Raw genomic sequence first — 22,872 nt, 5'->3', positions numbered from 1 at the left:
GGTCACCGCGATGACTCTCTGGCAAGTGCATCCCGACATGCGCTGAGCAGTGCGTGGAGCTCGTTGCGCTGCTCCTGCCCGAGGTGCTCGGTCATGGCGCCGACGACGTCCGACACCGCGTTGTCGGCGCGTGCCAGGATTTCGGTTGCCGCGTGAGTGAGCATGGCTCCGCGTTCACGACGCGGGCCGGGCTCGGGGGCCCGCTCAACGAGGCCGTGCCTCTCCAACCCTTGAACGAGCACGTTCATCGACTGGCGCGACACGAAGGTGCGCCGAGCCAGCTCTGATCCGGTGATGCCGGGCTCTTCGTGCAGGTTCCGCAGGCAGGCGTACTGAGAGACGCTGAGCCCGAGTGGACGCAGCACCTCATCCATCCGCTGGTTCAAGACAGCCTGGGTCTCCTTGATCAGCACGCCCAGCTGATCCGGAGACACGTATCCTCCCGACTTCATGTCAACAGTTTGACACACAATCCAGTCAGTGTCAGCATGTTGACACCCCGATGATTGGAGAAACTCATGAACAGCACGACCAGCGGCCCGGACTTCGTCTCGTTTCAGGTGCGCGATCTCGAGGCCTCCGCAGCGTTCTACGAGCACACCGTGGGCATGGTGCGGCTGCCTGCGCCGAACCCGGACGCCGCGGTGTTCTCGGCAGGGGACGCGACCTTCGCAGTGCGCGTCCCATTGCCTGGTGTCGACCTCGACGCCATCCCTCAACCGGGCGCCGGCATCGGCGTCTGGTTTCGCAACGAGGACGCGGCTGGCCTCCACGAGCGCCTGAGCACCCAGGGCGTGGTGATCGTGCAGGAGCCACTCGAAGGACCGTTCGGCACGCAGTTCTCCTTCCGAGACCCCGACGGCTACATCGTCACGGTGCACTCGAAGGGCTGATCCGCCGGTCGGCGCCGGCCGGCGCGCTCGCGGTCGGCGCCGACGCGAGAAGCCGCAGCGCGTGCTCCGACGGGCTTACCGTCTCAGCGCGGTAGACGAACACCGTCTGTTCGGGGTCGTCGCCGGGCGTGAGCGCCTGATAGGTGATGGTGAGCTCGCCGACGAGCGGATGGCGGTAACTCTTGGTGCCGGCGCTGCGTCGGTGGACGCGGTTGCGCGCCCAGAGGCGTCAGAAGTCGGGGCTGTGGATCGCCAGCTCGCCGACCAGGCGGCCGAGCGCCGGATCATCGGGGTGGTCCCCGGCGTCCATGCGCAGCATCGCGGCGGTATCGGCCGCGACCTGTCCCCCGTCGGCGTACAGGTCTCGTGCATGCGGGTCAAGGAAGACGAACCTGGCCTGGTTGCGCTCGGACACGGGCATGCCCTCGAAGTCCGCGATGAGCAGGCCGGCGAGGCGGTTGTGCGCCAGAACGTCCAGGCGTCGGCCGAGGACGAAGGCCGGTCGCAACGAGGCCTCGAACACGTCCAGGAGCGCCCGTGTCTCCGGATGCAGCCGCTGCGGTTTGTCCGAGCGCGGACGGGCTGGCCGCTGCCTGGCGATGGCGTGCATATGCATGCGCTCGGCGTCGTCGAGCTGAAGCGCTCCGGCGATCGCGTCAAGGACCCTCTGGTGATGCGCTCTTGCTGCGCCCCTGTTCCAGGCGGGTGTAATAGTCGACGCTCACGCCGGCCAGCATCGCGAGCTCCTCCCGCCGCAGCCCCTCCACCCGGCGACGCCCGGCAGCATCGGAGATCCCAGCACGCTCGGGTGTCAGACGACCCCGTGCTGCGCGAAGGAAGTCCGCCAGTCGGGGTTCCGGGTGCTCGGGCATGTCTCCAGTTTCCCAGGTGTCACGGCGGCATGACGACGCGAAGGGTGCCCAATCTGTCCTAGGCCGTGTTGCTAAATCCATTGCAGAGCGGCGGAGAGGCAGATCCCTGCCGCGTATGACCGGGCGGTCTTGTCGTAGCGGGAAGCGAGTCCGCGCCACTGCTTCACGAAGCTGAAGCACCGCTCGACGACGTTGCGGCCCTTGTAGCGCTCCCGTTGGTCATCGCCGAAGTCGATCGGACGGCCCGGCCGCTTGCGACGGTGCGCGATCTGGTCGTCGCGTTCGGGGATCGTGGCCTTGACGCCGCGCTCGCGCAGCCAGGCCCGGTTCTTCTTCGACGGGTAGCCCTTGTCCGCGAGCACCCGGTCCGGTCTCGTGCGCGCGGGCCCTCGGCCGGGGATGTGGATCTCGTCCAGCACGCAGGTGAACATGCTCGTGTCTGCGACCTGCCCGCCAGTGAGGACGAACGCCAGCGCCCAGGCCTTCCCGTCGCAGACGAGATGGATCTTCGTCGTCAAACCACCCCGTGACCGGCCGATCGCGTGGTCAGAAGGCTCTGGCCCGGACTTCTTGTAGTTCGACGGATCCCCCTGTGCCCCGGGGCAAGGTCGCGCCATGCTGATGGACACGCGCGATCGAGGAATCCACCGACACGACCCAGTCGATCTCGCCAGCGAGCGACGCCCGCTTCTGCACGTGGGTGAGCAGGTCCTCCCAGACGCCGTCGCTCGCCCACCGGCGGAAGTTCTTGTAGATCGTGTTCCAGCTCCCGAACCGATCGGGGAGGTCTCGCCACGCCGATCCCGTGCGGAACCGCCACGCGGTCGCCTCGACCACTGTGCGCCGATCCACCGGAGGACGGCCCCGTGTCCTCGCCGGCGGGAACACGTCCCGGATCAGCTCCCAGACCTCGTCCGTGATGACATCTCGCGACACGACTCAAGAATCACCCGAAGGCTCCACACCCACATTTAGCAACACGGCCTAGGCCGTGTTGCTAACGCTGCTGATGAACCAGTGTAGTGTCGCGGCGAGACAGAGGCCGGCGTGGCAGTTGCGGGCGGTCTTGTCTGATCGCAGACCAGGTGATTCTTCGTCGTCAGCCCGCCACGGGAGCGGCCGATCGCGTGATCAGGCGGCTCGTCACGAACTTCTTGCAGTTCGACAGACACCCCGGCGATGCGCGGCAGCGTCGCACCGTGCTGATGCACGCGCACGATCGTGGAGCCGATCGAGATGGCCCAATCCAGGTCTCCGGACTGCTGCGCGAGGACTTGCGTCTCCTCCGGCGCCTGCGCACACACGCCCTGCTCGGACCATCGCGGTCGCTTCGACGACGGTGTGTCGATCCACAGGCGGGCGGCTAGGGCGTGTCTCCCATATGCATCGTGAGGTTCGCGGCAGTCTGGTGGGGTGAGGGCGACGGGTTCTCGATATCGGGTGTTCACGGATGCGCAGTGGAAGCGGATCGCTCCGCTGTTGCCGTCCAATGCCGGGCGGCGTGGTCACCCGTTCGGTGACGACCGGCGGGTTGTGGAGGGCATCGCGTACCGGTTCCGCACCGGGATCCCGTGGCGTGACTTGCCCCGCGAGCAGTTCGGACCGTGGCAGACGGTGTGGAAGCGGCATCGCCGTTACGCCGGTGACGGGACGTGGGATCGGGTGCTGGCGCAGATCCTCGCCGAGGCCGACGCGGCCGGGAAGATCGACTGGGCGGTGTCGATCGATGCGACGATCGCGCGTGCGCATCAGCATGCGACGAACACCACCCGCCCCGAGCAGGACACAGGGGGCAGGATCGAATCACAAAGAATCTGCCCTGGCACGAGATTGAACCGCCCGGTCACGGTATCGGCCGCTCCCGCGGCGGTCTGACCACGAAGATCCACCAGGCCGTCGATGGGCACGGCCGCCCGCTCGCGATGATCGTGACCGGCGGGCAGCGCAACGACGGAGCGATGCTCATCCACGTGCTCGGCGAGATCCAGGTTCCCCGGCTTGGCCCGGGTCGCCCACGAACCCGACCCGACGCCGTGATCGCCGACCGTGCCTACGCGACCGGAGTCATCCGCAGCGAGCTGCGCCGCCGCAAGGTCAAGGCCGTCATTCCCGACAAGCGCGACCAGATCATCGCACGAAAACGGCGTGGGAGTCGCGGCGGTCGCCCGCCCGGGTTCGACGCCACCGCCTACCGCGGTCGCAACGTGATCGAGCGATTCTTCGCAATCGCGAAGCAGTGGCGCGGCATCGCGACCCGCTTCGACAAACTCGCCATCACGTACCGCGCCGGCGTCACCCTCTGCGCCATCCTCACCTGGGTCCGACTATTGGGAGACACGACCTAGCGGCGTCGCCCTTGGGAGGCGAGAAGTTCTCTGGCACGTGCGGCCTCGGCATCCAGGAGATCGTCAGCGTCTCCTAGCTGCTCGATGGTCGCGAGTGCGTCGGTAAGGACGCGGCGCGCTTCGTGCACGTCGTGCGTATGCAGAAGGTCTCCCAGAACGATCATCGCCCGTACCCGCAGCGCGCCGGCCGGAGTCGTGCTGAGCAGGCTCCTCAGGGTCGCCTCTGCGCCGGAGGCGTCACCACGGTCCGCCTGCATCAGCGCCTTCTGAAACACCAGCTCACCGGTCACACCGTTCAGCCTACGAGCAGCGCGCGGGCTTGAGGCCGAAGCCTGCGGGGGTCGCGGGGTGCACCTGACCGTCGAGAACCCCTTCTCGTCACCAGTCAGGAGCACTCCGTGATCGACATCGACCCCAACAGCTCGGGCCTTCCGGGCATCGAGCAGCTGCGCATCATCGTCGGCGCCGTCATGACCGTCGGCTTGATCTTGTCCGTCCTCGCCTTGATCATCTCCGCGATCGTGTGGGGCTTCGGCGCCAACTCTTCCAACCCGCACCTCGCCTCACGCGGGAAGGTCGGCGTCCTCGTCTCGTGCGGGGCGGCGATCATCTGCGGTGCCGCGGTGACGCTGATCAACTTCTTCTGGGGCGTCGGGCAGGCCGTGTGATGACCACCCGACATGACTCCCGACCTCGGGGGTGGCTGCGGTGAGCGTCTGCGATGTCCCGGTCATCTCCAACGTGTGCGATGCCGTCGGCGAGGGCACCGCCTCCCTGATCGCGGCGCCGTTCGACTGGCTCGGCCAGGCGATGGCGGGAGCTGCCGCGTGGCTGTTCGAGGCCGTCTGGGCCGTGTTCGACACCACGACTCTCGTGGACGTCACCAGCGCCGAGTACGTGGGCGTCTACAACGTCCTGTTCGGTGCCGCCGTGTTCATCATGCTGGTGTTCTTCTGCCTGCAGTTGATCACCGGGCTCATCCACCGCGACCCCACCGCCCTGTCCCGTGCCGCCCTCGGTCTCGCCAAGAGCGTGCTCGGGTCGTTTCTGGTCATCACGCTCACGGCCCTGCTGCTGGAGGTCACCGATCAGCTCGCTGTTGGAATCGTGCAGGCCACGGGCAACACGATGGAAGACATGGGGACCCAGATCGGGCTCCTCGCCGCCGGGCTGGCCACCATCAACATCACCGCTCCCGGAGTCGGCGCGATCATCACGATCTTCCTCGCCGGGCTTGCCATCTCGGCGGCGGCGATCGTGTGGTTCTCCCTCCTGATCCGCAAGGCCCTGCTGCTGGTCGCGATCGTGTTCGGGCCGGTCGCCCTCGCGGGGGCGACGTGGGATGCGACCAAGGGCTGGTTCGCCAAATGGGCGACGTTCGTCATCGCCCTGATCTTCTCCAAGCTCGTCCTCGTCGTGATCTTCCTCGTCGCGATCGGGCAGGTGTCTGCCCCGATCGAGGCCGACCTCGCCTCGATCAGCGATCCGATCGCGGGGGTGGTGTTGATGTTCATCGCCGCGTTCGCCCCGTACATCACGTACAAGTTCCTGTCGTTTGTCGGGTTCGACATGTACCACGCGATGAGTTCGGAGCAGGAGGCGAAGTCGGCGCTGAACCGGCCCGTGCCGGTGCCGTCCGCGCCGAAGGCTGACTCTGCCAAGACGGTGCTCGACGGCGGCTCCGATCCCGGTAGCACGCCCCCGAGCGGAGGCGGCTCAGCACCGCCCCCCACCTCGTCTGCGGCACCCGCCAGCGCAGGAGCCGGGGCCGCAGGGACCGGGGCTGCCGCATCCTCGACCGGAGCGGGGGCCGGAACCGGGGCGAGTGCGGGAGCCGGAGCCGGGACCGCAGGTGCAGCGGGTGCAGGTGCTGCCGCCGGGCCTGTGGGGGCGGCGGTGGTCGTCGGCGGCGCTGTGGTGAAGGGTGCGGCGACCGCCGGGCCGAAGGCTGGAGCCGCGGTTGGCGGGGCCGCAGACACCCATGCAGGTGCCGCCGCGGAGCAGGCATCCACGCCGCCTGTCCCGCTCTCGCAGGGCACCCCGTCACAGCGTCCCGCACCGTCGGCGCCACCCCCGGTCGCACCAGCGGCCCCGCCGTCTGGCTTGCCCGGGGGCTCGGTGGAGTCTTCGCCTGCGCCGCGACGCCGGTCGGACCCGCCTCTTCCGCCATCGTCCAAACCGACCGGGAAGGAGTGACCTGCGCATGTCTGCGAACTCGCATACGCACAGTGAGTATCCGTTGGCGGCGGTGCAGTTCTCCCGTCTGACCAAGCGCGGGATCATGCTCGGTCTGTCCCTGCCGCAGCTAGTCGTGCTCGGCGTCGCTGTGCTGACGGTCGTGTTCTCCCTCTATCTGGGCGGAGGGATGGCCTTCGTTTGGACCGCCCCTATCTGGGGCTCCTGCGCGCTGTTGGCGGTGGTCCCGGCGGGCGGGCGGAAGGTGATCGAGTGGGTGCCGATCCTCGCCCGCTGGGCAGCCAGGACGTATCTGGGGCAGCTCACCTACCGGCGCCGCGTCATCAAGCCCCGCCCCGCCGGCACGCTCGCCCTCCCAGGGGATGCGGCGCCGCTGCGGGAATGGGAGGACCCCGAGACCGGCGCGGCGATGATCCACGACCCGCACGCCCAGACCCTCACCGCCATCCTCGGCGTCTCACATCCGGCCTTCGTGCTCCTCGATCCCGGCGAGCAGCAGCGCAGGGTCTCCGGGTGGGGCCGCGTGCTCGCCGCAGCCTGCCGATCCGGGCGCATCGCCCGCATCCAGGTCTCCGAGCGCACCTTGCCGGACTCGGGAACAGGGCTGGCGGAATGGTGGCGCACGCACGGCACCGACGACGGCTCCTGGGCCGCGACCACCTACGCCGAACTGATCGAGCGCGCCGGCCCCGCCGGGGAACGCCACGCGACCACCATCAGCCTGGCGCTCGACATGAAGGCCGCAAGCCGGCAGATCAGAACGTCCGGCGGCGGGATGCGCGGCGCCGCCGCGGTACTGCGGCAGGAGATGACCACGCTCACCACGGCGCTGCGCGCGGCAGAGCTCGCCTCGACCGGGTGGCTCACGCCCGGCGAGGTCGCCGTCATCCTGCGCGGCGCGTATGACCCGGCCGCCGCGCCCGCGCTGGAACGGCACGGCGACCTCGGGCGGGACCTGGCGACCGCCGGGCCGGTCGCGGTCACCGAGACCTGGGAGAGGCTGCGGTCGGACTCCGCGCACCACGCAGTGCTGTGGATCACCGAATGGCCCCGCTCGCAGGTCTACCCAGGGTTCCTCGCCCCGCTCGTGCTCTCCAACGGGATCCTCCGCACCCTCGCCCTGCACTACACGCCGGTGCGCGCCGATCAGGCCGCGCGGGACCTGCGGAAGAAGAAGACCGAGCTCATCAGCGACCAGGCGCAGCGGCGCAAGATCGGGCAGATCGAGGACGCCGCCACCAGCGCGGAGCTGGATGACGTGCTGCAACAGGAGGCGGACCTGACCGCCGGGCACGGCGTCCTGCGCGTCTCCGGCCTCGTGTCCGTCTCTGCGCCGACCGTCGATGAGCTCGAAGCTGCGGTCGCCGCGGTCGAGCAGGCCGCGATCCAAGCCTCCTGCGAGACCCGCCGCCTCGTCGGTCAGCAAGCCCAGGCCTTCACCGCCGCCGCGCTGCCGCTGTGCCGGCCGGTCTGAGCTGGCGCACCTGCCCACCAACCGTCACACCTTCTCCCGAGGAGTATCGCTCATGCCTACCTTCGATGACCCTGTCGCGGACGCGACCGAGGCGTCTGCCGCGTTGCGGGGCCTGGCCCATGCGACCCGCCAGTTCGCCGACCCGGCCGACACGTGTGCGGTGATCGGTGACCTGCTGTCCGGTGTTCGGTCGCTGCGGCAGGTGCTCGACCAGGTCGCCGCCGCCCACATCGCCTCCCGCGCCCGCGCGAACGACGATGCCGGGAGCCAGGCAGCGGGTGCGACGTCGGCCCTCGCGGCCGCGGACGAGCTGCACCAGGCCGGTACGCTCCTCGACAGTGTGGAAGCGCGGCTGGATGCCGCCTCCCAGCACTCCGGCCGCATCGCCTGGCATCCCGCGCCCGCCATCTCGGTGGCGCCCGGGGCGCGGTGGATCAGTGTCGTGTTCCTCCAAGGTTCCGAGGCCGACGAGGCGCTGGACCTGATCGGCCGGGAGGGCACGGATGCGGCGATCGAGCACCTGGCTGGGTTCGACGGCGAGGAGACCGTGCAGGCCGCGCTCGAGAACGGGTACGTCTACGACGAGCCCCCGGCCGGGGCGCTCGACAAGGTGGCGACCCGAGACGTCTACACCCTCACCTACAACCCGTTCCTCGGGCACGTCTCGCTGCTGCGCGAGCACGGCGCCCTGCCCGACCCGGCACTCCTCGGCATCGACACCCCGACCCCCGTGCCCGCGTCGACCGCGACGTCGGTGCGCGTCGCACACCAGCCTGCACCCGCGGGCACCCAGGCAGCGAGCCGGGAGCGAAGCGGCGACTGGTTCACCCGCCGCCCCGGTGCCGCGACGGCGCAGGGCCGGGGGCTCGCGCTGTGACCGGGCAGGACGAGGGCCGTCTGCACACGGCCGTGCTCGTCGGCCCCGAAGGCGAACGACGCCGGGCCCGCAAGGCCCGCCGGCGGGCCGCGACCCGCGTCGAGACCACCGCCCGCGCGACACGGAAGGCCGAGGCGAAGGCCCGGTGGGAGGCGGAGCAGGCCGAACGACGCGCGACGACCTACCTGCCCGCCGCTGGCGAGCCGGGGCCTGCGGCGTTGCGCACACCGGGCAGGTTCCGGTTACCCAAGCACCAGGACACGAGTGCGACGTTGGCCGGGCAGTACCCGTTCCTCGCCGAAGGCGGCCTCGGATCGGAGGGGATCTTCGTCGGTCAGGACCTGTACTCCGGCGGGTCGTTCGTCTACGACCCGTGGGTGCTCTACCGGCGCGGGATCATCACCGCCCCCAACGTCGTCCTGGCCGGAATCGTCGGCTCCGGCAAGTCGAGCCTGGCAAAGTCGCTCTACACGCGATCGCTCCCGTTCGGGCGGCGCGTCTACGTTCCCGGTGACCCGAAGGGCGAGCACACCGCCGTCGCCGAAGCAGTCGGCGGGAGAGCGATCATCCTCGGCCACGGCCTGCCCAACCGTCTCAACCCCCTCGATGAAGGTCACAGGCCATCCGCGGTGTCCGACAGCGAGTGGGCGATGCAGGTCGCCTCCCGCCGCCGCGACCTTATCGGCGCCCTCGCCGAGACCGTGCTGGACCGGGCGTTGTCCCCGCTGGAGCACACCGCGATCGACCTCGCCCTGAGGGACGCGGTCCGAAGTGCGGAGGTTCCGATCCTGCCGATGGTCGTCGACCGCATCCTCACGCCCAACCCCGGCGACGACGAAGACGGGCGACTCGCGGAAGACGGCCGCCTCGTCGGCCACGCCCTGCGCCGGCTCGTCGCGGGCGACCTCCAAGGACTGTTCGACGGCCCGTCCACGGTCCGGTTCGATCCGTCCCTGCCGATGGTGTCCCTCGACCTGTCCCGGGTCGCGGAGAACAGCACCTTGATCTCGGTGCTGATGACGTGCTCGTCGGCGTGGATGGAGTCGGCCCTGTCCGACCCGAACGGCGGGCAGCGATGGGTGATCTACGACGAAGCGTGGCGGCTCATGGCCTACCCGTCGCTGCTGCGGCGGATGGATGCCCAGTGGCGGCTCGCCCGGCACTTCGGGATCGCGAACATGCTGATCTTCCACAAGCTCTCCGACCTCGACAACGTCGGCGACTCCGGTTCCGCGATGCGTGCCCTCGCCTCCTCGCTGCTGGCGAACGCGGAGACCAGGATCGTCTACCGGCAGGAAGCCGACCAACTCGGCACCACCGCAACAGCGCTCGGCCTCACCGGTACCGAGCAGAAGCTGCTTCCGGGCCTGGGCACCGGGCAGGGGCTGTGGCGCATCAAGGACCGCTCCTTCGTCGTGCAGCACCAACTCCACCCCGCCGAGCTCGCCGCCTTCGACACCACCAGCCGCATGACCACGGAAACCCGCACGTTCACGAATCGTGACGCGAGAACTCAGTGATCCCGAACGCACGGGAGGACGCCTGATGCCCCGGCCACGCCATAAGCGCACCACAGTGTCTGCTTCTCGTGACGAGAGCCAGGCGGTGCCGATTGTTCTCCCGCAGGTGGTCATCACGATCACCGACGACGGCCGCATGACGGTCACCGTCGACGGGGTGCCGTTCGAGCCGGAGCCGTTCGCGCCTCCGTGGCAGCGAGAAGACTTCGCCCGTGTCCTCGACCAGCTCACCGAACAACGCCGGTCGCCGGTGCGGGTCGAGGTCCGCGAAGCGGACGGAAGCACGTTCACCGACATCATCACCCCGACCAGACGCCACCGCACCGAACCAAAACCCGCCCCCGCACCTGAGCCACCGGTCGCGAGTGCTCCGCCCGAACTCGTGGCGCTCCACGGCGAGGGGTTCGTTCCGGGCGAGGACGTGGCGATCGCCGTCGTCATCGCCCACAGCGATGCCGCACCTGACGGGACCATGCGCGGCCTGCTCACCGCCGACCAGCTCGCCGTGAGCCCGACCCGAGAGGTGATCCTGCTCGGCCGCGTCTCCGGGACGCTCACGATCGGGCACCCCGAATGAGCACCCCGCGGCCTGCGGGTTCACTCGGGGACGAGCTGAGCAACCTCGGCATCGGCCTCCTCATCGGCGCCGCGATCCTCGCCGCCATCCTCCGCGGCGCCGGCTCGGTCGCCGCGTGGATCACCGGGACCGGTCAGCCCGCCGGCGGAGTCGAGGCCGGGTTGGGCGTGCTGCTCAACCCCTGCGACCCGGCGGAAGCACTCGGCGCACCCGGCCTGAGCGTGGTGGCGTACTGGGTCACCGCTGGCGTCCTCATCCTCGCCGCCGCTGGCGCAGGGTGCTGGGCGTGGCGGTTCTTCCGCGAGCACGGCCGACAGGCCAAGAACGACCCCTACCGCATCCCCGGCATCGCCACCCAAACCGACGTCACCAAGGCCGCCTCCGAGCCCGCACTGCTGCGCCGGGCCGGACACCTGCGACCCTCCCTCGACAAGCCAGCACCGGAGGATGTCGGCTACCGGATCGGCACCTCCCGCGGCAGGACCGTGTGGGCATCCGTCGAGGACTCCATCCTGCTGATCGGCCCGCCCCGCTCCGGCAAAGGCGCCCACATCGTCATCAACGCCATCCTCGACGCGCCCGGTGCGGTCGTGACGACGAGCACGCGGCCGGACAACCTCACCGCGACGCTCCGCGCACGTGAGAGGGTCGGGCCGGTCGCGGTGTTCGACCCGCAGCATCTGGCCGATGGCGTCCCCGCGGGCCTCAGGTGGTCGCCCATCCGTGGGTGCGAGGACCCGCTGACCGCGATGATCCGTGCCACCGGCCTCGCCGCCGGCACCGGTCTGTCCGCTGGCGGCGTCGAAGGTGGCGGGTTCTGGGAGGGGAAGACCCGTACCGCCCTCCAAGCACTGCTCCACGCCGCCGCTCTCGACCGTCGCCCGCCGAGTGAGTTGTTCCGGTGGACCCTCGATCCCTCCGCTGCCGCTGACGCGGTGGCGATCCTGACCTCTCATCCGCACGCTGCGGCGGGGTGGGCGGAGTCGTTGCAGGCGATGACCGACTCCGACCCGAGAACCCGCGACTCCATCTGGCAAGGCGTCTCCCTCGCCCTGGCCGCCCTCGCGGACCCGCGCGTGCTCGATGCCGTGTCGCCACGCGAAGGCGAGGACTTCGACCCCGAAGCGTTCCTCCAAGCCCGCGGGTCGCTCTACCTTCTGGCGACCGGCGCCGGCGCCAACAACAGCGCGGCGCTGGTGGCGGCGTTCGTGGAAGACGTCGTGGAAGCCGCCCGCCGCATCGCCGCCCGCAGCCCCGGGGCCCGCCTCGACCCGCCACTGCTGCTGGCCCTCGATGAGGTCGGCAACCTCGCCCCCTTGCCGTCGCTACCCACGCTCATGGCCGAAGGCGGCGGTACGGGGATCACGACGATGCCGGTGTTGCAGTCGCTCGCGCAGGCGCGGGAGAAGTGGTCGGAGAACGCCGCCGGCGCGATCTGGGACGCCTCTATCGTCAAGATCATCCTCGGCGGGGCATCGAACTCCAAAGACCTGCACGACCTGACCACGCTCATCGGCGAACGTGACGAGGTGACCGACTCCACCACGGTCGGAGACCACGGCTCCCGCTCCGCCCAACGCTCCATCCGCCGCGTCCCGATCATGCCGCCCGACACGATCCGCACCCTCCCGTTCGGGACCGCGCTCGTCATGCTCCGCTCCGCACCGCCCATCGTCACGCGAATGTGGACCTGGACCGACCGCCCGGATGCGAAGGAACTGCGGGCCGACAGGGCTGGCATCGAGGCGCTGCTGCAACGCCGGTCGCTGGAGGAGCCGGGCGCACCTGCCTGACACAAGGGCGGCCCCGGCCGTGGGGCCGCCCATCGATGTCAGAAAGAGGACAGTCCGATGGCTCTCCACACGCAGGAATCCCTCTCCGGGTTCATCGCCTCCGACCCACAACTCACCTACACCGAACGCGGCGACGTCCGCCTGTACGTCAAGATCGGCCAGGAGCACTACCGGCGCGAGGACGACGGGTCGTTCACGCAGACCGAGACGACCTTCCACGACCTCGTCGCGTTCAGCAAGACCGCTGAACGCGCTCACGCTCGCCTCGCCAAGGGTGACAAGTTCGTCGCCGAGGGCTACGTCCGTGAGTACGACCGGACCACGCCGGAGGGCGAGGTAGTCAAGGCCGAGGAGTTCGTGGCGAAGAGAATCGGCCACGACCTCGCCCGCACCCGCTACGACGTCGACCGCACCCGCCGCCAGCCGGCCGTGACGCAAGAGGCCGCAGCGCAGAGCGTCAGCACGAATACCCGCCGTGAAGCTGCGAGTGCCGTCCCGGCGCTCGGTCTCTGACGGGCAGTGGCCGTGATGAACCAGAACGACATCACCCCCGGCCCCGATGAGCCGGACCTGCCAGACGAGCCCGGTCTGAACGAGGAGCCCGACGAGTTCGACGGCCCGTTGATCCCAGAGCCCCCGCATCCGATCAACTGGAATCTTCTGACCGCGGACGAAGCCGAGGCCGAGTGGCTGGAGCTGAACCGCTGGGTTGACTGGCTACGGCGAACCTACGGGCTGCCGGCCTCGGTGATCCCGCCGTTCTGGCACCGTCACCCCGAACTCGTCTGGGAGCTCTCGGCCCTGCACCTGCACTGGCTGGCCGCCTACGACCCCGAGCAGAACGCCTCCGCGCCGCTGGGCTGGCACCGCGACTTCGCCGACGCCCGACAGCGACTCCGTGACTGGGTCGCCACCAGCGGCACCCGGCTCGACCGAGACCGTCCCACCCGGCAGACCGCCTGGCCTGGAGAAGAACCAGCCGACCCCGTCGAGGACACTGTCATTCCCGACCGGGACGAGAACTTCATCCAGTTCGTCCTCGACGACGTCATCGCCCGCCGCAAAGCCGAGGACGACTTCTACGCCAGCCTCGACCCCGCCACCGGGGAGCTGCCATGAACGAACCGGAATTGACGGTCACGGTGTCACCGCTGATGGACAGCCGCGAGATCGCCGCCTACCTCAAAGTGTCGGAGTCGACGCTGTCCCGATGGCGGTCAGCCGGCCAGGGGCCGCCGTTCCTGCGATTGGGCGGTATCGCACGATACCGGCTCGAGGCAGTCGACGCGTGGCTGGCCGGTCTGGAACACGACGATGCCGCGGAAGGCTGAGCCGCTCCCGCAGGCGCAGCCCAAGCCCGTCCCGCCGGTCGGAGTGAAGATCTCCACCGACCTCGAACGCCGCTCCTACGGCATCCGAGCCCGCGCCCGCTGGACCGATCCCATCAGCAAGCGCCGCATCACCCGTTCGGAGATCGTCGCCGACGAGGCTGCAGCACACGAGTTCTTCGACTCGCTGCGGCAGTCCTCTGCCAAGGGCATGGACGTGTCCATGACGCTCACCGAGTTCGTCACCGCGATCGGCGACCGGTGGGCGCGGGGGCTGGACCCGACCTCCACCGGGGAGACCTACGGGTACGGGCTCAAGCTCCGCGTGCTGCCCGCCCTCGGGCACCTGCCGGTCACGCAGATCACCGCCGGGATCATCGACCGCACGATCGACGCCTGGGAGAAACGCCACGGGGCGTCAACGATCAAGAACTCCATCGCCCCGCTCGTGCGCGTCCTCGACGAGGCAGTCCGCGACGGGCTCATCCCGATCAACCCCGCGAAGAACCGCGCCAAGCGCAGCCTGAACCGCAACGCCTTCCGAACCCAGCCCGCCGAGCAAGCCTCGCCCCGCGCGCACGCCATCCCCGACATGGGCACCCTGACAAAGCTCGCGGACGCCTGCGGAAAGATCCACCAGTCCTACTCGGACTTCGTGATGCTCGCCGCGCTCCTCGCCGCGCGTTCCTCCGAAGTGTCAGGCCTGCAGGCCGGCGACGTCCGCTTCGACAAGAACATCGTCGTCATCGCCCGGCAGACCTACCCCGGCAAGGGCGGCCTCGTCACCAAACAGACCAAGGGCCGCAAGGAGCGACGCGTCCCGATCCTCGACCCGCTGCGGCCGATCCTCGAACGGCTCACCGAAGGCAAGCAGCCGGAAGAGCGTCTGCTCGTCGGCCCGAAAGGCGGCGCGCTCACCACCGCCACCGTCAGGGACGCCACGAACTGGGACCAGATCGTCAAGGATCTCGGGCTGCCCGATCTCACCCGACACGGGCTCCGGCACACCGGAGCCACCTGGATGGCCGACGCTGGCATCCCGCTGCACGTCCTCCAGGACATCCTCGGCCACGCTTCCGTCGAGACAACCCGCGGATACCTCCACCCCGACGACCGCCACCTGGCCTCCGCCGCGGAGCAGGCCAACGCCTTCCTCGCCCGATCCGCCAAGGCCAGCAGGCCGACCCGGCGCGACGCGTCGAGGTCCCTGTGACCGGGAGCCCGGAGCCCGGATCAGGCGCTCTGGTCCCCTTTTGGTCCCCTTATCCACAGGCGACGAACTCCAGAGAGCCAGATCCGCCCTCCGGCCCCTCGGAGCGAGCATCAGCACCTCGGCGAGGGGACCAGAGGGGGACCAACGAAAACCCGTCACCAGACATGACGAAGCCCTGATGAAAATGGCTTCTCATCAGGGCTTTTCCGTCGGGATGACAGGATTTGAACCTGCGACCCCCTGACCCCCAGTCAGGTGCGCTACCAAGCTGCGCCACATCCCGTCGCTTCAGTTTTCAGTTGTTCGGGCCGACCGGAGCGGGGTAGACCCCTTGACCCCCAGTCAAGTGCGCTACCAAGCTGCGCCACATCCCGTCGCTTCAGTTTTCAGTTGTTCGGGCCGACCGGAGCGGGGTAGACCCCTTGACCCCCAGTCAAGTGCGCTACCAAGCTGCGCCACAGCCCGTGGACGACCGCGCCGAAGCGCGGGCAACTCCCCCATCGTAGCCGACCGGCGAGGGCACCGCGAACCAACGGGGCACCGGGCGCGCCGCAGTCCCCGATCCCCCAGCCGAACGCACCACCAACCCCGGGAACCGTTGCCGATGTCTGAGGTGCGGCGTAACGTGCGGGCATGCCCACCATCACCACGGCCCTGGCGACGCCCGCGCAATGGGAGGACGTGCAGAGCGCGCTCTCCGGCGGCGGCGACGGACGCAGCTGTCAGTGCATCTGGCCCATGATCAGCAACAAGGAGTGGGAGTCCACGACCGTGGAGACCCGTCGCGACATGCTGCGCGCCGAGTTGGAGGGTCCTCCGCCGGGCATCGTGGCGTACGTCGACGACGAGGCGGCGGGGTGGATCCGGATCGGGCCGCGCCCGGCGCAGCAGCGCCTCGGACGGACTCGCGCGATCAAGGCGGCGACGGCGGAGCCGCTGGAGGACGAGAGCGTCTGGGCGGTGAGCTGCTTCAGCGTGCGACGGGAGTTCCGCGGGATGGGGATCAACCGCGTGCTCCTGGACGCTGCGGTCATCTACGCCCGCGAGGCCGGCGCCCGGGTCATCGAGGGCTACCCCATCGACACGTCCGGCGGCAACGTCCGCTCCAACGACCTCTTCCACGGCGCCCTCTCGACGTTCCTCGCCGCGGGATTCTCCGCCACCGGAGAGCTCAAGCCCGGCCGCCCCCTCGTGACGCTGACCACCGCGGGCTAGCCGAGTCGTCCGGCTACGACACCGGACCCCGCGGCGCGCTCGACCACCGTGCACGCGTGAGCCCGTAGGAGTACATGTCGCGCCGCTCCTCGCCGACGAGCTCCCAGGAGCGAAGCAGTCCCTCCCGCTCGAAGCCCGCCCGCTCGGCGGTCCGACAGGAGCCGACGTTGTTCGGCTCCACGTACAGCTGAAGCCGCGGGATCTTCTGCTTCGTGAACGCCCAGTCGACCAGGGTGGCCAGCGCGGCGGACGCGTGACCGCGCCGACGAGCACCGGGCCGGATCCAGTAGCCGATCGTCGCGCGGCCTCGGTCGATGTCGCGGAGCCAGAGGCCGATCTGGCCGACGCAGCCCGACTCGGCCTCGATCGCGAAGGAGTAGCCGGCGCCCGTGGCCGCACGATCGTGCTGACGCGCGATGAACGCCGCGGCGAGCGCCCGGTCCGCCACAGCCGGAACCGTCGTGACGAGAGGGACCATCGGATCCGTCGATGCGTCCAGGACCGCGTCGATGTCGGTCAGCGCGAACCGGCGAAGCCTCACGGTCGCGCCCACGATCTCAGGCACCTCGATTCGCCGCACCGGTTCCACGTCACCAGTATGCGACCCGGCCCGCTGCCCACATCGCAGATCCCGGATCCGCCAGACCGCACGGACCTGCCTGCCGCATCCCGTCCGAGGTCCCAGCCCCCATCCGAGGACGCCTGTCCCACCCGCACGGGATACTGGAGCCATGCCGAGCATCCGCGATCGTCTCCGCGCCCTGCCCGCGATCGTCGGCTCTCCCCCGCCGTTCGACCCGGCCTCGGCTCCGGCGGATCCGCACCCCCTGTTCCTCGACTGGCTCGACGCCGCGATCACGGCCGGAGTTCCCGAGCCGCACGCCGCGACGCTCTCGACGGTCGATGCCGCCGGGTCGCCGGACGCCCGGGTCCTCACTCTCAAGGACGTGACGGCCGACGGCTCCTTCGAGATCGCCTCGGGCGGCGAGTCCGCCAAGGGTGCACAGTTGACCGCCAACCCGGCCTGCGCGCTCTCCTTCTACTGGACCCCGCTCGCCCGCGCTGTCCGGATCCGGGGCGTCGCCGTGACGGCGTCACCGGAGGAGTCCGCCGCCGACTTCCGCGTCCGTGCCGCGGGCGCCAAGGCCATCGCCCTCCTCGGACGCCAGGGCGACGTGATCCGCGACGACGAGGACCCGGCGGCGCTCATCGCCGCGTCCGCCGCACGGCTGGAGCAGGATCCCGCCACGGTCTCGCCCGAGTGGACCGTCTGGCGGATCCGTCCGGAGTGGGTCGAGTTCTGGCAGGGGTCCCCGGACCGAGCGCACCAGCGGCTCCGCTACCGCCGCGACGCCGACGCCTGGATCCGCGAACGCCTCTGGGCCTAGCCCCGCGCGCCTCCGGGCCGACCTGCCACCCGCACCGGCCCTCAGGCCGCGAACCCCCGCGGCGGATTCGCGTATCCCATCCCCATCGCCTCACGGACCTCCCGCAGAGTCTCGACCGCGATCGCTCGCGCACGGTCGTTCCCCGCGGCGAGGACGTCGTCGACGATCCGCGGATCCGCCGCCAGCTCCGCCCGACGCGCGCGGAACGGAGCGAGGAACTCGTTCACCGCCTCGGTTACCGTCGCCTTCAACGCCGCGCCGCCCGCCGGGCCGATGTCCGCCGCGAGATCCTCCGGCGTCCGACCGCAGCACACGGCCGCGACGGAGAGCAGTCCGGACACCTCTGGGCGCGAGCCGGGGTCGTACGTGATCGCCCGCACGCTGTCGGTCCGCGCACGACGGATCAGCGCGGCCGTCTCGTCGGCCGTCATCGAGAGCGCGATCGCGTTGCCGCGGCTCTTCGACATCTTGCCGCCGTCGAGTCCCGGCAGCTCGGGCGCGTCGGTCACCAGGCCCTCCGGCTCCGGGAACAACGCTCCGTACCGCTCGGCGAAGCGCCGCGCGATCGTCCGGGTGATCTCCACGTGCGGCAGGTTGTCCTTGCCCACCGGCACGAGATTCCCCTTGCAGAACAGGATGTCCGCGGCCTGGTGCACGGGGTACGTGAGCAGGAGTCCGCTGAGCGCCCGCCCCGAGGCCGCGAGCTCCGCCTTGACCGTCGGGTTCCGGTGCAGCTCGGCCTCCGACACGAGGCTCAGGAACGGCAGCAGGAGCTGGTTCAGCTCGGGAACGGCCGAGTGCGTGAAGATCGTCGTGCGCTCGGGATCCAACCCGGTCGCCAGATAGTCGAGGACCGCCTCGCGCACGAACCGGCCGACGTCTCCGGCGACCTCGCGATCCGTGATCACCTGGTAGTCCGCGAGCACGACGAACGTCTCGATCCCCCGCTCCTGCAGCCGCACGCGCTCACGCAGCGTGCCGAAGTAGTGCCCGAGGTGCAGCGGCCCGGTCGGCCGCTCCCCCGTGAGCACGCGGAACGCCCCGGGATCCTGATCGATCCGTCGCTCCAGCTCGGGCATGCGCGCCCGGGTCGCCTCGAATGAGTCCATCTCCGATTCCCTTCTGAACGAAGGGACTGCACGGATCGCTCCCTCGGCGGGGCTGCACCATGCAGCCCCCGACGAGACACGTCGTCTACGGCTGCGAGAGCAGCCACCACCCGGTGGAAGACGACGAGAACATGCCCACGACTCTACTCGTCCGCGCTGAATACGATGGACGGATGCAGACCCCGCCGTCGACCCGCATGCGCACCCTGGGCGCGTTCCTGCCGTTCGTGGTGGTCTCGATCGTTCACGTGGCGGCGCTCGCGGCCGAGAGCCCCCTGGCGGTGCCGACGAAGGCGCTCCTCATGCCGCTCCTCGCGGTCCCCGTGCTCCTCGACGCCCGTCGGATCATCGCCCTTCGCTCCCGCACGCCGGTGATGCTCCTGCTCGGCGCGCTGTTCTTCTCCTGGCTGGGCGACGAAGCGGGACTCTTCTTCCCGTTCGCGCCGGAACTGCCGCTCATGCTCGGCTTCTTCGGCATCGCACACGTGGCGTACATCGTCCTGTTCCTCCGGGTGCTGCGGGTGCGTCGACTGCCCCTCTGGACGGTCGTGTACGGCCTCTGGTGGATGCTGATGCTGGTGACGCTCGGCCCGCACACCGGACCGCTCCTCGTCGGTGTCGGCGCGTACGGCCTCGTCCTCGCGGGGACCGCGGCGACGGCCGCGCGCTGCACCCCGATCATCGCCCTGGGCGGAGCGTTCTTCCTGCTCAGCGACTCGATCCTCGCCTTCCGCCTCTTCCTGCCCGACGCCATGCCGGCCTGGACGAGCCCCGCCGTGATGCTGACCTACACCCTCGGCCAGGGACTGCTCGTGTGGGGCGCCCTGAGGGCTCTGCGCGTATCCCCCTCCTCGAACCCGGCCGCCGCCTCCGAGGAGGTCGTCCGATGAGCGAGGTCGATCCGACGAGAACCGTCCGCGTGGACAGCTGGCTCTGGGCCGTCCGCGTGTACAAGACGCGCTCCGCCGCCACCACCGCGTGCCGCGCCGGTCACGTCCGCGTCAACGGGGAGCGCGTCAAGGCCGCGCAGACGCTGCGGGTCGGGGACGAGCTGCGCGTGCGGATCTCGGGCTTCGATCGGATCCTCGTCGTCCGCCAGCCGATCTCGAAGCGCGTCGGCGCCCCGCTCGCCGCAGCGGCCGCAGAGGACCGTACGCCGCCCCGCGAACCCGTGGCAGCGGCGGGGCTCCGGGACCGCGGCGCCGGACGCCCGACGAAGCGCGAGCGTCGCGAGATCGACCGCCTCCGCGGCCGCGACGAGCACTGACCCCGCCCGCCGTGCGCCCTCGGTCGTTGAGCGAGCGCAGCGAGACGAAACGCCCCGCCCTCCGCCGGCCGTTGAGCGAGCGCAGCGAGACGAAACGCCCTGCCCTCCCCCGGCCGTTGAGCGAGCGCAGCGAGACGAAACGTGCTCACCCGTCTCGCGATCGGTCACCGTGGCTGCCCACGGCCCCGCCTGAGTGTCGCACCTACCCTCGGGCTAGGCGTCGAGGAGCGCGCGGAGTCGTCCGGCGGAGAGGACGGATGCGCCCTCCGTCTCCACCCTCTCCCGAAGTTCTCGGTCGCTCGTCACCGCGGTGACCAGCGCCCCGGACGCCACCCGCTCCGCGACCCGCTCGACGATCGCATCGTCGCCATGGCCGGCCGCGCGGACCACGGAGACGCCGACCGCGCCGGTCCGGCCGCCCTCCGTCCCCGCGTCGGCGAGCGATTCCGTGTGGGCGAACGGTTCCCCGCCACCCGCCGGTTCGCTGCGCTCCGTGACGTCCCGCGCCGCACCCTCCACCACCAGATCGATCTCGGGGAACCACACGATGCGGGTCCGGTCGTCACGCGCGGTGCCGGAGACCTCAGGGGCGCCGCCCTGTCCCCCGGCATCCCCGTGCCACTCGTTTCCGGCGACGCCCAGATCTGCGCCCGGCACACCGCTGGCGCGCCAGGCGTCGAGGCGGTCCCGCAGCCGTCCCGCGGCACCGGCGCGGTCCTTCCACCAGCCGTCGGGCACCGAGCCCACGACGTTCGCGGCGTCCACCACGAGGACGGGACGCACGGTGAGCAGCTCTCGGAGCGCGGGCCAGGCCGCGGCGAAACCCGGATGCAGCGGCCGCTCGCCGACCTCGTCCACGGGCACCCATTCCAGGGCGACGCTCTCCGGGTCGCTGATCACCGGCGAGAAGGGCACGCTCACATCCGCGACGACGGTCGTGTAGGACCAGTAACCGAGGTCGAACACGCTCGCGAAGCGGGCTCGGACCGCGCCGTCGGGCACGCCGGCCTCTTCCTGCGCCTCTCGACGGGCCCCCGCGATCGCCGACTCGCCCTCGTGCAGGGCGCCGCCGGGCAGCGCCCAGGTCCCGCCGAAGTGGCTCCATCCGACCCGATGCTGCAGCAGCACCCCGCGCGCGGCGTCGTACGCGAGGAGTCCCGCGGCCCCGTACCGCCCCCAGTACCGCTCCCCGTTGGGCGCGATCACCCAGGCGTCACCGCTGTCCTGCGGGCCCAGGGGGCGGCGCGGTTCACCGGGTTCGGGCGGGACGATCGTCACCCGTTCAGCCTTTCACAGCTCACCGACCCTGCGCGCCGTCGCCGACCCGATCCGCAACAACTCCGGCCCGATCCGCGTTCCGCTCCACGACCTGAGCGGACTGACTGGGCGCATCAGGTCACCGCGTTTCGTCTCGGTGCTTCGCTCCTCGCTCAACGACCAAGACCCGACTCGCGGCCCGCCCCACGGAGACCTGCCCGGACCGAACGGGCGCATCAGGTCACCACGTTTCGTCTCGGTGCTCCGCTCCTCGCTCAACGACCAAGACCCGACCCGCGTCCCGACCCACGGAGACCCGCCCGAACCGAACAAGCGCATCACGTCACCGCGTTTCGTCTCGGTGCTCCGCTCCTCGCTCAACGACCGATACCCGCCCCGCGTCAGGACCGGGCCTGCGCGACCCCGCCGGCGAGCCGGGCGGCGGCGAGCTCCTCGGCGGCCGCGAGCGGCGTGATCCCGCGACGCTCCGCGTCATCCAGGATTCGTCGCACGGTGTCGCCGATGCCCGCGACGCGCGCCATGATCTCGTCGCTGCTCCCGATCCGCTTGGCCTCCAGGTCGAGGTAGATCACGCCGCCGGCGTTCACGACGAAGTCGGGCGCGTACAGGATGCCGCGTCCGGCGAGCCGCTCGGCGCCGGAGTGGTCCGCGAGGGGATTGTTCGCCGGGCCGCAGGCGGCGCGGGCCGCGAGCGCGTCGATCACCTCGTCGGTGAGGACGCCGCCGATTCCCGCGGGCACGAAGACGTCCGCGTCGACGAGGTGCTCGGTGCCCGGCTCCGCCCAGGCCGCGCCCAGATCCTCGGCGAGCTCGCGACGCGCGGGGACGACGTCGGTGACGGTGAGGACCGCGCCCTCCGCCGCCAGCCGGCGGGCGAGGCGTCCACCGACCTGCCCCAGTCCCGACACGGTGATGCGCCGGCCGGCCACGTCCGGCGAGCCCGCGATCCGCTCCAGCACCGCGCGCAGCGACGAGTAGACGCCCAGGCTCGTCGGCCCGGCGGGCTCCCCCGACCCGCCGACGGCGTCCGGGAGCCCGACGACGTGCGCCGTCCGCTCGCTGACCACGAGCATGTCGTCGGTGGTGCTGCCGACGTCCTCCGCCGTCCGGTACAGGCCGCCGAGGCTCTCCACGGCGTCGCCGAGGTCGAGGAACGCATCCCGGCGTCGCCCGGCGTCCAGCTCCTCACCGGGCATCAGGGCGATCACGGACTTCCCGCCGCCCGCGTCCAGACCGGCTGCGGCGTTCTTCAGCGTCATCGCGGCGGACAACCGCAGCGCGTCGCCGAGGGCGTCGCTCCAGTGCGGATAGGTCCACAGCCGTGCGCCGCCGAGGGCGGATCCGAGCACGGACGAGTGCAGGGCGACGGCGATGAACAGCCCGCTTCGCCGGCCGCTCACCACCTCCACGCGCTCGTGGGCGAATTCGGGCAGGGGCAGACGGTTCATCGGGTCCTCTTTCGGCGAAGCCTTGTGGGCTGTGCTCTGCGTCCGCCGCGGCTGTGCGGCGGACGAGACCATTCTGCCG

Annotated in this window: 24 protein-coding genes, 2 tRNA genes and 2 pseudogenes; 17 read left to right on the top strand and 11 right to left on the bottom strand. The window is 70.5% G+C overall.

Annotated elements, in window-relative coordinates; translation table 11 throughout:
- Window positions 1-2: 2 nt before the first annotated feature.
- Window positions 3-452, bottom strand: a complete 450-nt coding sequence (locus tag MR1_RS05400; protein WP_027479446.1) for a MarR family winged helix-turn-helix transcriptional regulator — start codon at window positions 450-452, stop codon at window positions 3-5.
- A gap of 66 nt (window positions 453-518) precedes the next feature.
- On the opposite strand from MR1_RS05400, the gene MR1_RS05395 reads away from it, so the two are divergent.
- On the top strand, window positions 519-893 hold the full coding sequence (locus MR1_RS05395; protein WP_067243721.1) for a VOC family protein: 375 nt from the start codon (window positions 519-521) through the stop codon (window positions 891-893).
- On the opposite strand, the pseudogene MR1_RS05390 reads toward MR1_RS05395, so the two are convergent.
- The 3 genes and pseudogenes from MR1_RS05390 to MR1_RS19685 form a co-directional block, all read right to left on the bottom strand.
- Window positions 871-1,503: pseudogene (locus MR1_RS05390) on the bottom strand (MmyB family transcriptional regulator). The gene MR1_RS05395 and the pseudogene MR1_RS05390 overlap by 23 nt on opposite strands.
- A 46-nt stretch (window positions 1,504-1,549) precedes the next feature.
- Window positions 1,550-1,765 carry a helix-turn-helix domain-containing protein gene (locus tag MR1_RS20500; protein WP_245556858.1) on the bottom strand — a complete coding sequence of 72 codons (216 nt, stop codon included), beginning with the start codon at window positions 1,763-1,765 and terminating at the stop codon, window positions 1,550-1,552.
- A 71-nt stretch (window positions 1,766-1,836) separates the two neighbouring features.
- Window positions 1,837-2,701 (bottom strand): annotated as a pseudogene (locus MR1_RS19685) (IS5 family transposase).
- Window positions 2,702-3,205: 504 nt separating this feature from the next.
- Between MR1_RS19685 and MR1_RS19280 the strand changes: the two are divergent.
- Window positions 3,206-4,110, top strand: a protein-coding gene (locus MR1_RS19280) for an IS5 family transposase (protein ID WP_255218101.1) whose coding sequence is annotated in 2 segments (ribosomal slippage) — window positions 3,206-3,608 and window positions 3,608-4,110 — 906 coding nt in all. Because the reading frame shifts where the segments join, the coding sequence is not laid out codon by codon here.
- On the opposite strand, the gene MR1_RS05365 is transcribed toward MR1_RS19280, so the two are convergent.
- Complete coding sequence (locus tag MR1_RS05365) at window positions 4,107-4,400, bottom strand: hypothetical protein (RefSeq protein WP_022883068.1); 294 nt, start codon at window positions 4,398-4,400, stop codon at window positions 4,107-4,109. The two genes, MR1_RS19280 and MR1_RS05365, sit on opposite strands and share 4 nt — an antisense overlap.
- A gap of 108 nt (window positions 4,401-4,508) precedes the next feature.
- Here MR1_RS05365 and MR1_RS05360 point away from each other — a divergent pair, with 108 nt between their 5' ends.
- The 11 genes from MR1_RS05360 (at window position 4,509) to MR1_RS05310 (ending at window position 15,088) form a co-directional block, all read left to right on the top strand.
- Window positions 4,509-4,778 (top strand): DUF6112 family protein, encoded by a 270-nt coding sequence (locus tag MR1_RS05360; RefSeq protein ID WP_022883069.1) that lies wholly within the window; start codon window positions 4,509-4,511, stop codon window positions 4,776-4,778.
- Window positions 4,779-4,818: 40 nt separating this feature from the next.
- Window positions 4,819-6,306: a conjugal transfer protein TrbL gene (locus MR1_RS05355; protein WP_067243778.1), complete on the top strand. Its 1,488-nt coding sequence runs from the start codon at window positions 4,819-4,821 to the stop codon at window positions 6,304-6,306.
- A gap of 7 nt (window positions 6,307-6,313) precedes the next feature.
- Window positions 6,314-7,780: an SCO6880 family protein gene (locus MR1_RS05350; protein ID WP_067243716.1), complete on the top strand. Its 1,467-nt coding sequence runs from the start codon at window positions 6,314-6,316 to the stop codon at window positions 7,778-7,780.
- A gap of 52 nt (window positions 7,781-7,832) precedes the next feature.
- Window positions 7,833-8,657: a hypothetical protein gene (locus MR1_RS05345; RefSeq protein ID WP_067243715.1), complete on the top strand. Its 825-nt coding sequence runs from the start codon at window positions 7,833-7,835 to the stop codon at window positions 8,655-8,657.
- Window positions 8,654-10,177 (top strand): ATP-binding protein, encoded by a 1,524-nt coding sequence (locus MR1_RS05340; RefSeq protein WP_067243714.1) that lies wholly within the window; start codon window positions 8,654-8,656, stop codon window positions 10,175-10,177. The genes MR1_RS05345 and MR1_RS05340 overlap by 4 nt, the downstream gene beginning before the upstream one ends.
- 85 nt (window positions 10,178-10,262) lie before the next feature.
- On the top strand, window positions 10,263-10,754 hold the full coding sequence (locus MR1_RS05335) for a hypothetical protein (RefSeq protein WP_255218099.1): 492 nt from the start codon (window positions 10,263-10,265) through the stop codon (window positions 10,752-10,754).
- A complete protein-coding gene (locus MR1_RS05330) occupies window positions 10,751-12,547 on the top strand; it encodes a type IV secretory system conjugative DNA transfer family protein (RefSeq protein ID WP_067243712.1) in 1,797 nt (598 codons plus the stop codon). The genes MR1_RS05335 and MR1_RS05330 overlap by 4 nt, the downstream gene beginning before the upstream one ends.
- 57 nt (window positions 12,548-12,604) lie before the next feature.
- Window positions 12,605-13,060 carry a single-stranded DNA-binding protein gene (locus MR1_RS05325; RefSeq protein ID WP_067243711.1) on the top strand — a complete coding sequence of 152 codons (456 nt, stop codon included), beginning with the start codon at window positions 12,605-12,607 and terminating at the stop codon, window positions 13,058-13,060.
- Between the two features lie 15 nt (window positions 13,061-13,075).
- A complete protein-coding gene (locus tag MR1_RS05320) occupies window positions 13,076-13,666 on the top strand; it encodes a hypothetical protein (RefSeq protein ID WP_067243775.1) in 591 nt (196 codons plus the stop codon).
- A complete protein-coding gene (locus tag MR1_RS05315; protein WP_067243709.1) occupies window positions 13,663-13,878 on the top strand; it encodes a helix-turn-helix transcriptional regulator in 216 nt (71 codons plus the stop codon). Before MR1_RS05320 ends, MR1_RS05315 begins: the two co-directional genes overlap by 4 nt.
- Window positions 13,862-15,088: a tyrosine-type recombinase/integrase gene (locus MR1_RS05310; RefSeq protein WP_067243707.1), complete on the top strand. Its 1,227-nt coding sequence runs from the start codon at window positions 13,862-13,864 to the stop codon at window positions 15,086-15,088. Before MR1_RS05315 ends, MR1_RS05310 begins: the two co-directional genes overlap by 17 nt.
- 209 nt (window positions 15,089-15,297) lie before the next feature.
- Here MR1_RS05310 and MR1_RS05305 read toward each other — a convergent pair.
- Together MR1_RS05305 and MR1_RS05295 are read right to left on the bottom strand one after the other, a co-directional pair.
- Window positions 15,298-15,371, bottom strand: a tRNA-Pro gene (locus MR1_RS05305).
- A 111-nt stretch (window positions 15,372-15,482) separates the two neighbouring features.
- Window positions 15,483-15,553 (bottom strand) — tRNA-Pro (locus tag MR1_RS05295).
- 168 nt (window positions 15,554-15,721) lie between these two features.
- Here MR1_RS05295 and MR1_RS05290 point away from each other — a divergent pair.
- A complete protein-coding gene (locus MR1_RS05290; RefSeq protein WP_067243704.1) occupies window positions 15,722-16,303 on the top strand; it encodes a GNAT family N-acetyltransferase in 582 nt (193 codons plus the stop codon).
- 13 nt (window positions 16,304-16,316) lie between these two features.
- Here MR1_RS05290 and MR1_RS05285 read toward each other — a convergent pair whose 3' ends face one another.
- Window positions 16,317-16,892 (bottom strand): GNAT family N-acetyltransferase, encoded by a 576-nt coding sequence (locus MR1_RS05285; RefSeq protein ID WP_255218098.1) that lies wholly within the window; start codon window positions 16,890-16,892, stop codon window positions 16,317-16,319.
- A 142-nt stretch (window positions 16,893-17,034) separates the two neighbouring features.
- Between MR1_RS05285 and MR1_RS05280 the strand changes: the two genes are divergently transcribed.
- Window positions 17,035-17,691 (top strand): pyridoxine/pyridoxamine 5'-phosphate oxidase, encoded by a 657-nt coding sequence (locus MR1_RS05280; RefSeq protein WP_067243700.1) that lies wholly within the window; start codon window positions 17,035-17,037, stop codon window positions 17,689-17,691.
- A 41-nt stretch (window positions 17,692-17,732) separates the two neighbouring features.
- Here the strand turns inward: MR1_RS05280 and trpS are convergent, their stop codons facing one another.
- Complete coding sequence (gene trpS / locus MR1_RS05275; RefSeq protein ID WP_067243698.1) at window positions 17,733-18,800, bottom strand: tryptophan--tRNA ligase; 1,068 nt, start codon at window positions 18,798-18,800, stop codon at window positions 17,733-17,735.
- Window positions 18,801-18,973: 173 nt separating this feature from the next.
- On the opposite strand from trpS, the gene MR1_RS05270 reads away from it, so the two are divergent.
- Both MR1_RS05270 and MR1_RS05265 read left to right on the top strand, forming a co-directional pair.
- Complete coding sequence (locus tag MR1_RS05270) at window positions 18,974-19,690, top strand: lysoplasmalogenase (protein ID WP_067243696.1); 717 nt, start codon at window positions 18,974-18,976, stop codon at window positions 19,688-19,690.
- Complete coding sequence (locus MR1_RS05265) at window positions 19,687-20,067, top strand: RNA-binding S4 domain-containing protein (protein WP_067243694.1); 381 nt, start codon at window positions 19,687-19,689, stop codon at window positions 20,065-20,067. Before MR1_RS05270 ends, MR1_RS05265 begins: the two co-directional genes overlap by 4 nt.
- 213 nt (window positions 20,068-20,280) lie before the next feature.
- On the opposite strand, the gene MR1_RS05260 is transcribed toward MR1_RS05265, so the two are convergent.
- Both MR1_RS05260 and MR1_RS05250 read right to left on the bottom strand, forming a co-directional pair.
- Window positions 20,281-21,345 (bottom strand): NUDIX domain-containing protein, encoded by a 1,065-nt coding sequence (locus tag MR1_RS05260; RefSeq protein ID WP_067243692.1) that lies wholly within the window; start codon window positions 21,343-21,345, stop codon window positions 20,281-20,283.
- A gap of 380 nt (window positions 21,346-21,725) precedes the next feature.
- Window positions 21,726-22,793, bottom strand: coding sequence for a Glu/Leu/Phe/Val dehydrogenase family protein (locus MR1_RS05250; protein ID WP_067243688.1), 1,068 nt, complete (start codon window positions 22,791-22,793; stop codon window positions 21,726-21,728).
- Between the last annotated feature and the right edge of the window lie 79 nt (window positions 22,794-22,872).

Origin of the sequence: Microbacterium resistens NBRC 103078 (assembly GCF_001552355.1) — a bacterium.
Taxonomy (GTDB): Bacteria; Actinomycetota; Actinomycetes; order Actinomycetales; family Microbacteriaceae; genus Microbacterium; species Microbacterium resistens.
Note: the sequence above shows the minus strand (reverse complement) of the source record. Positions and strands in the feature narration are given on the sequence as shown.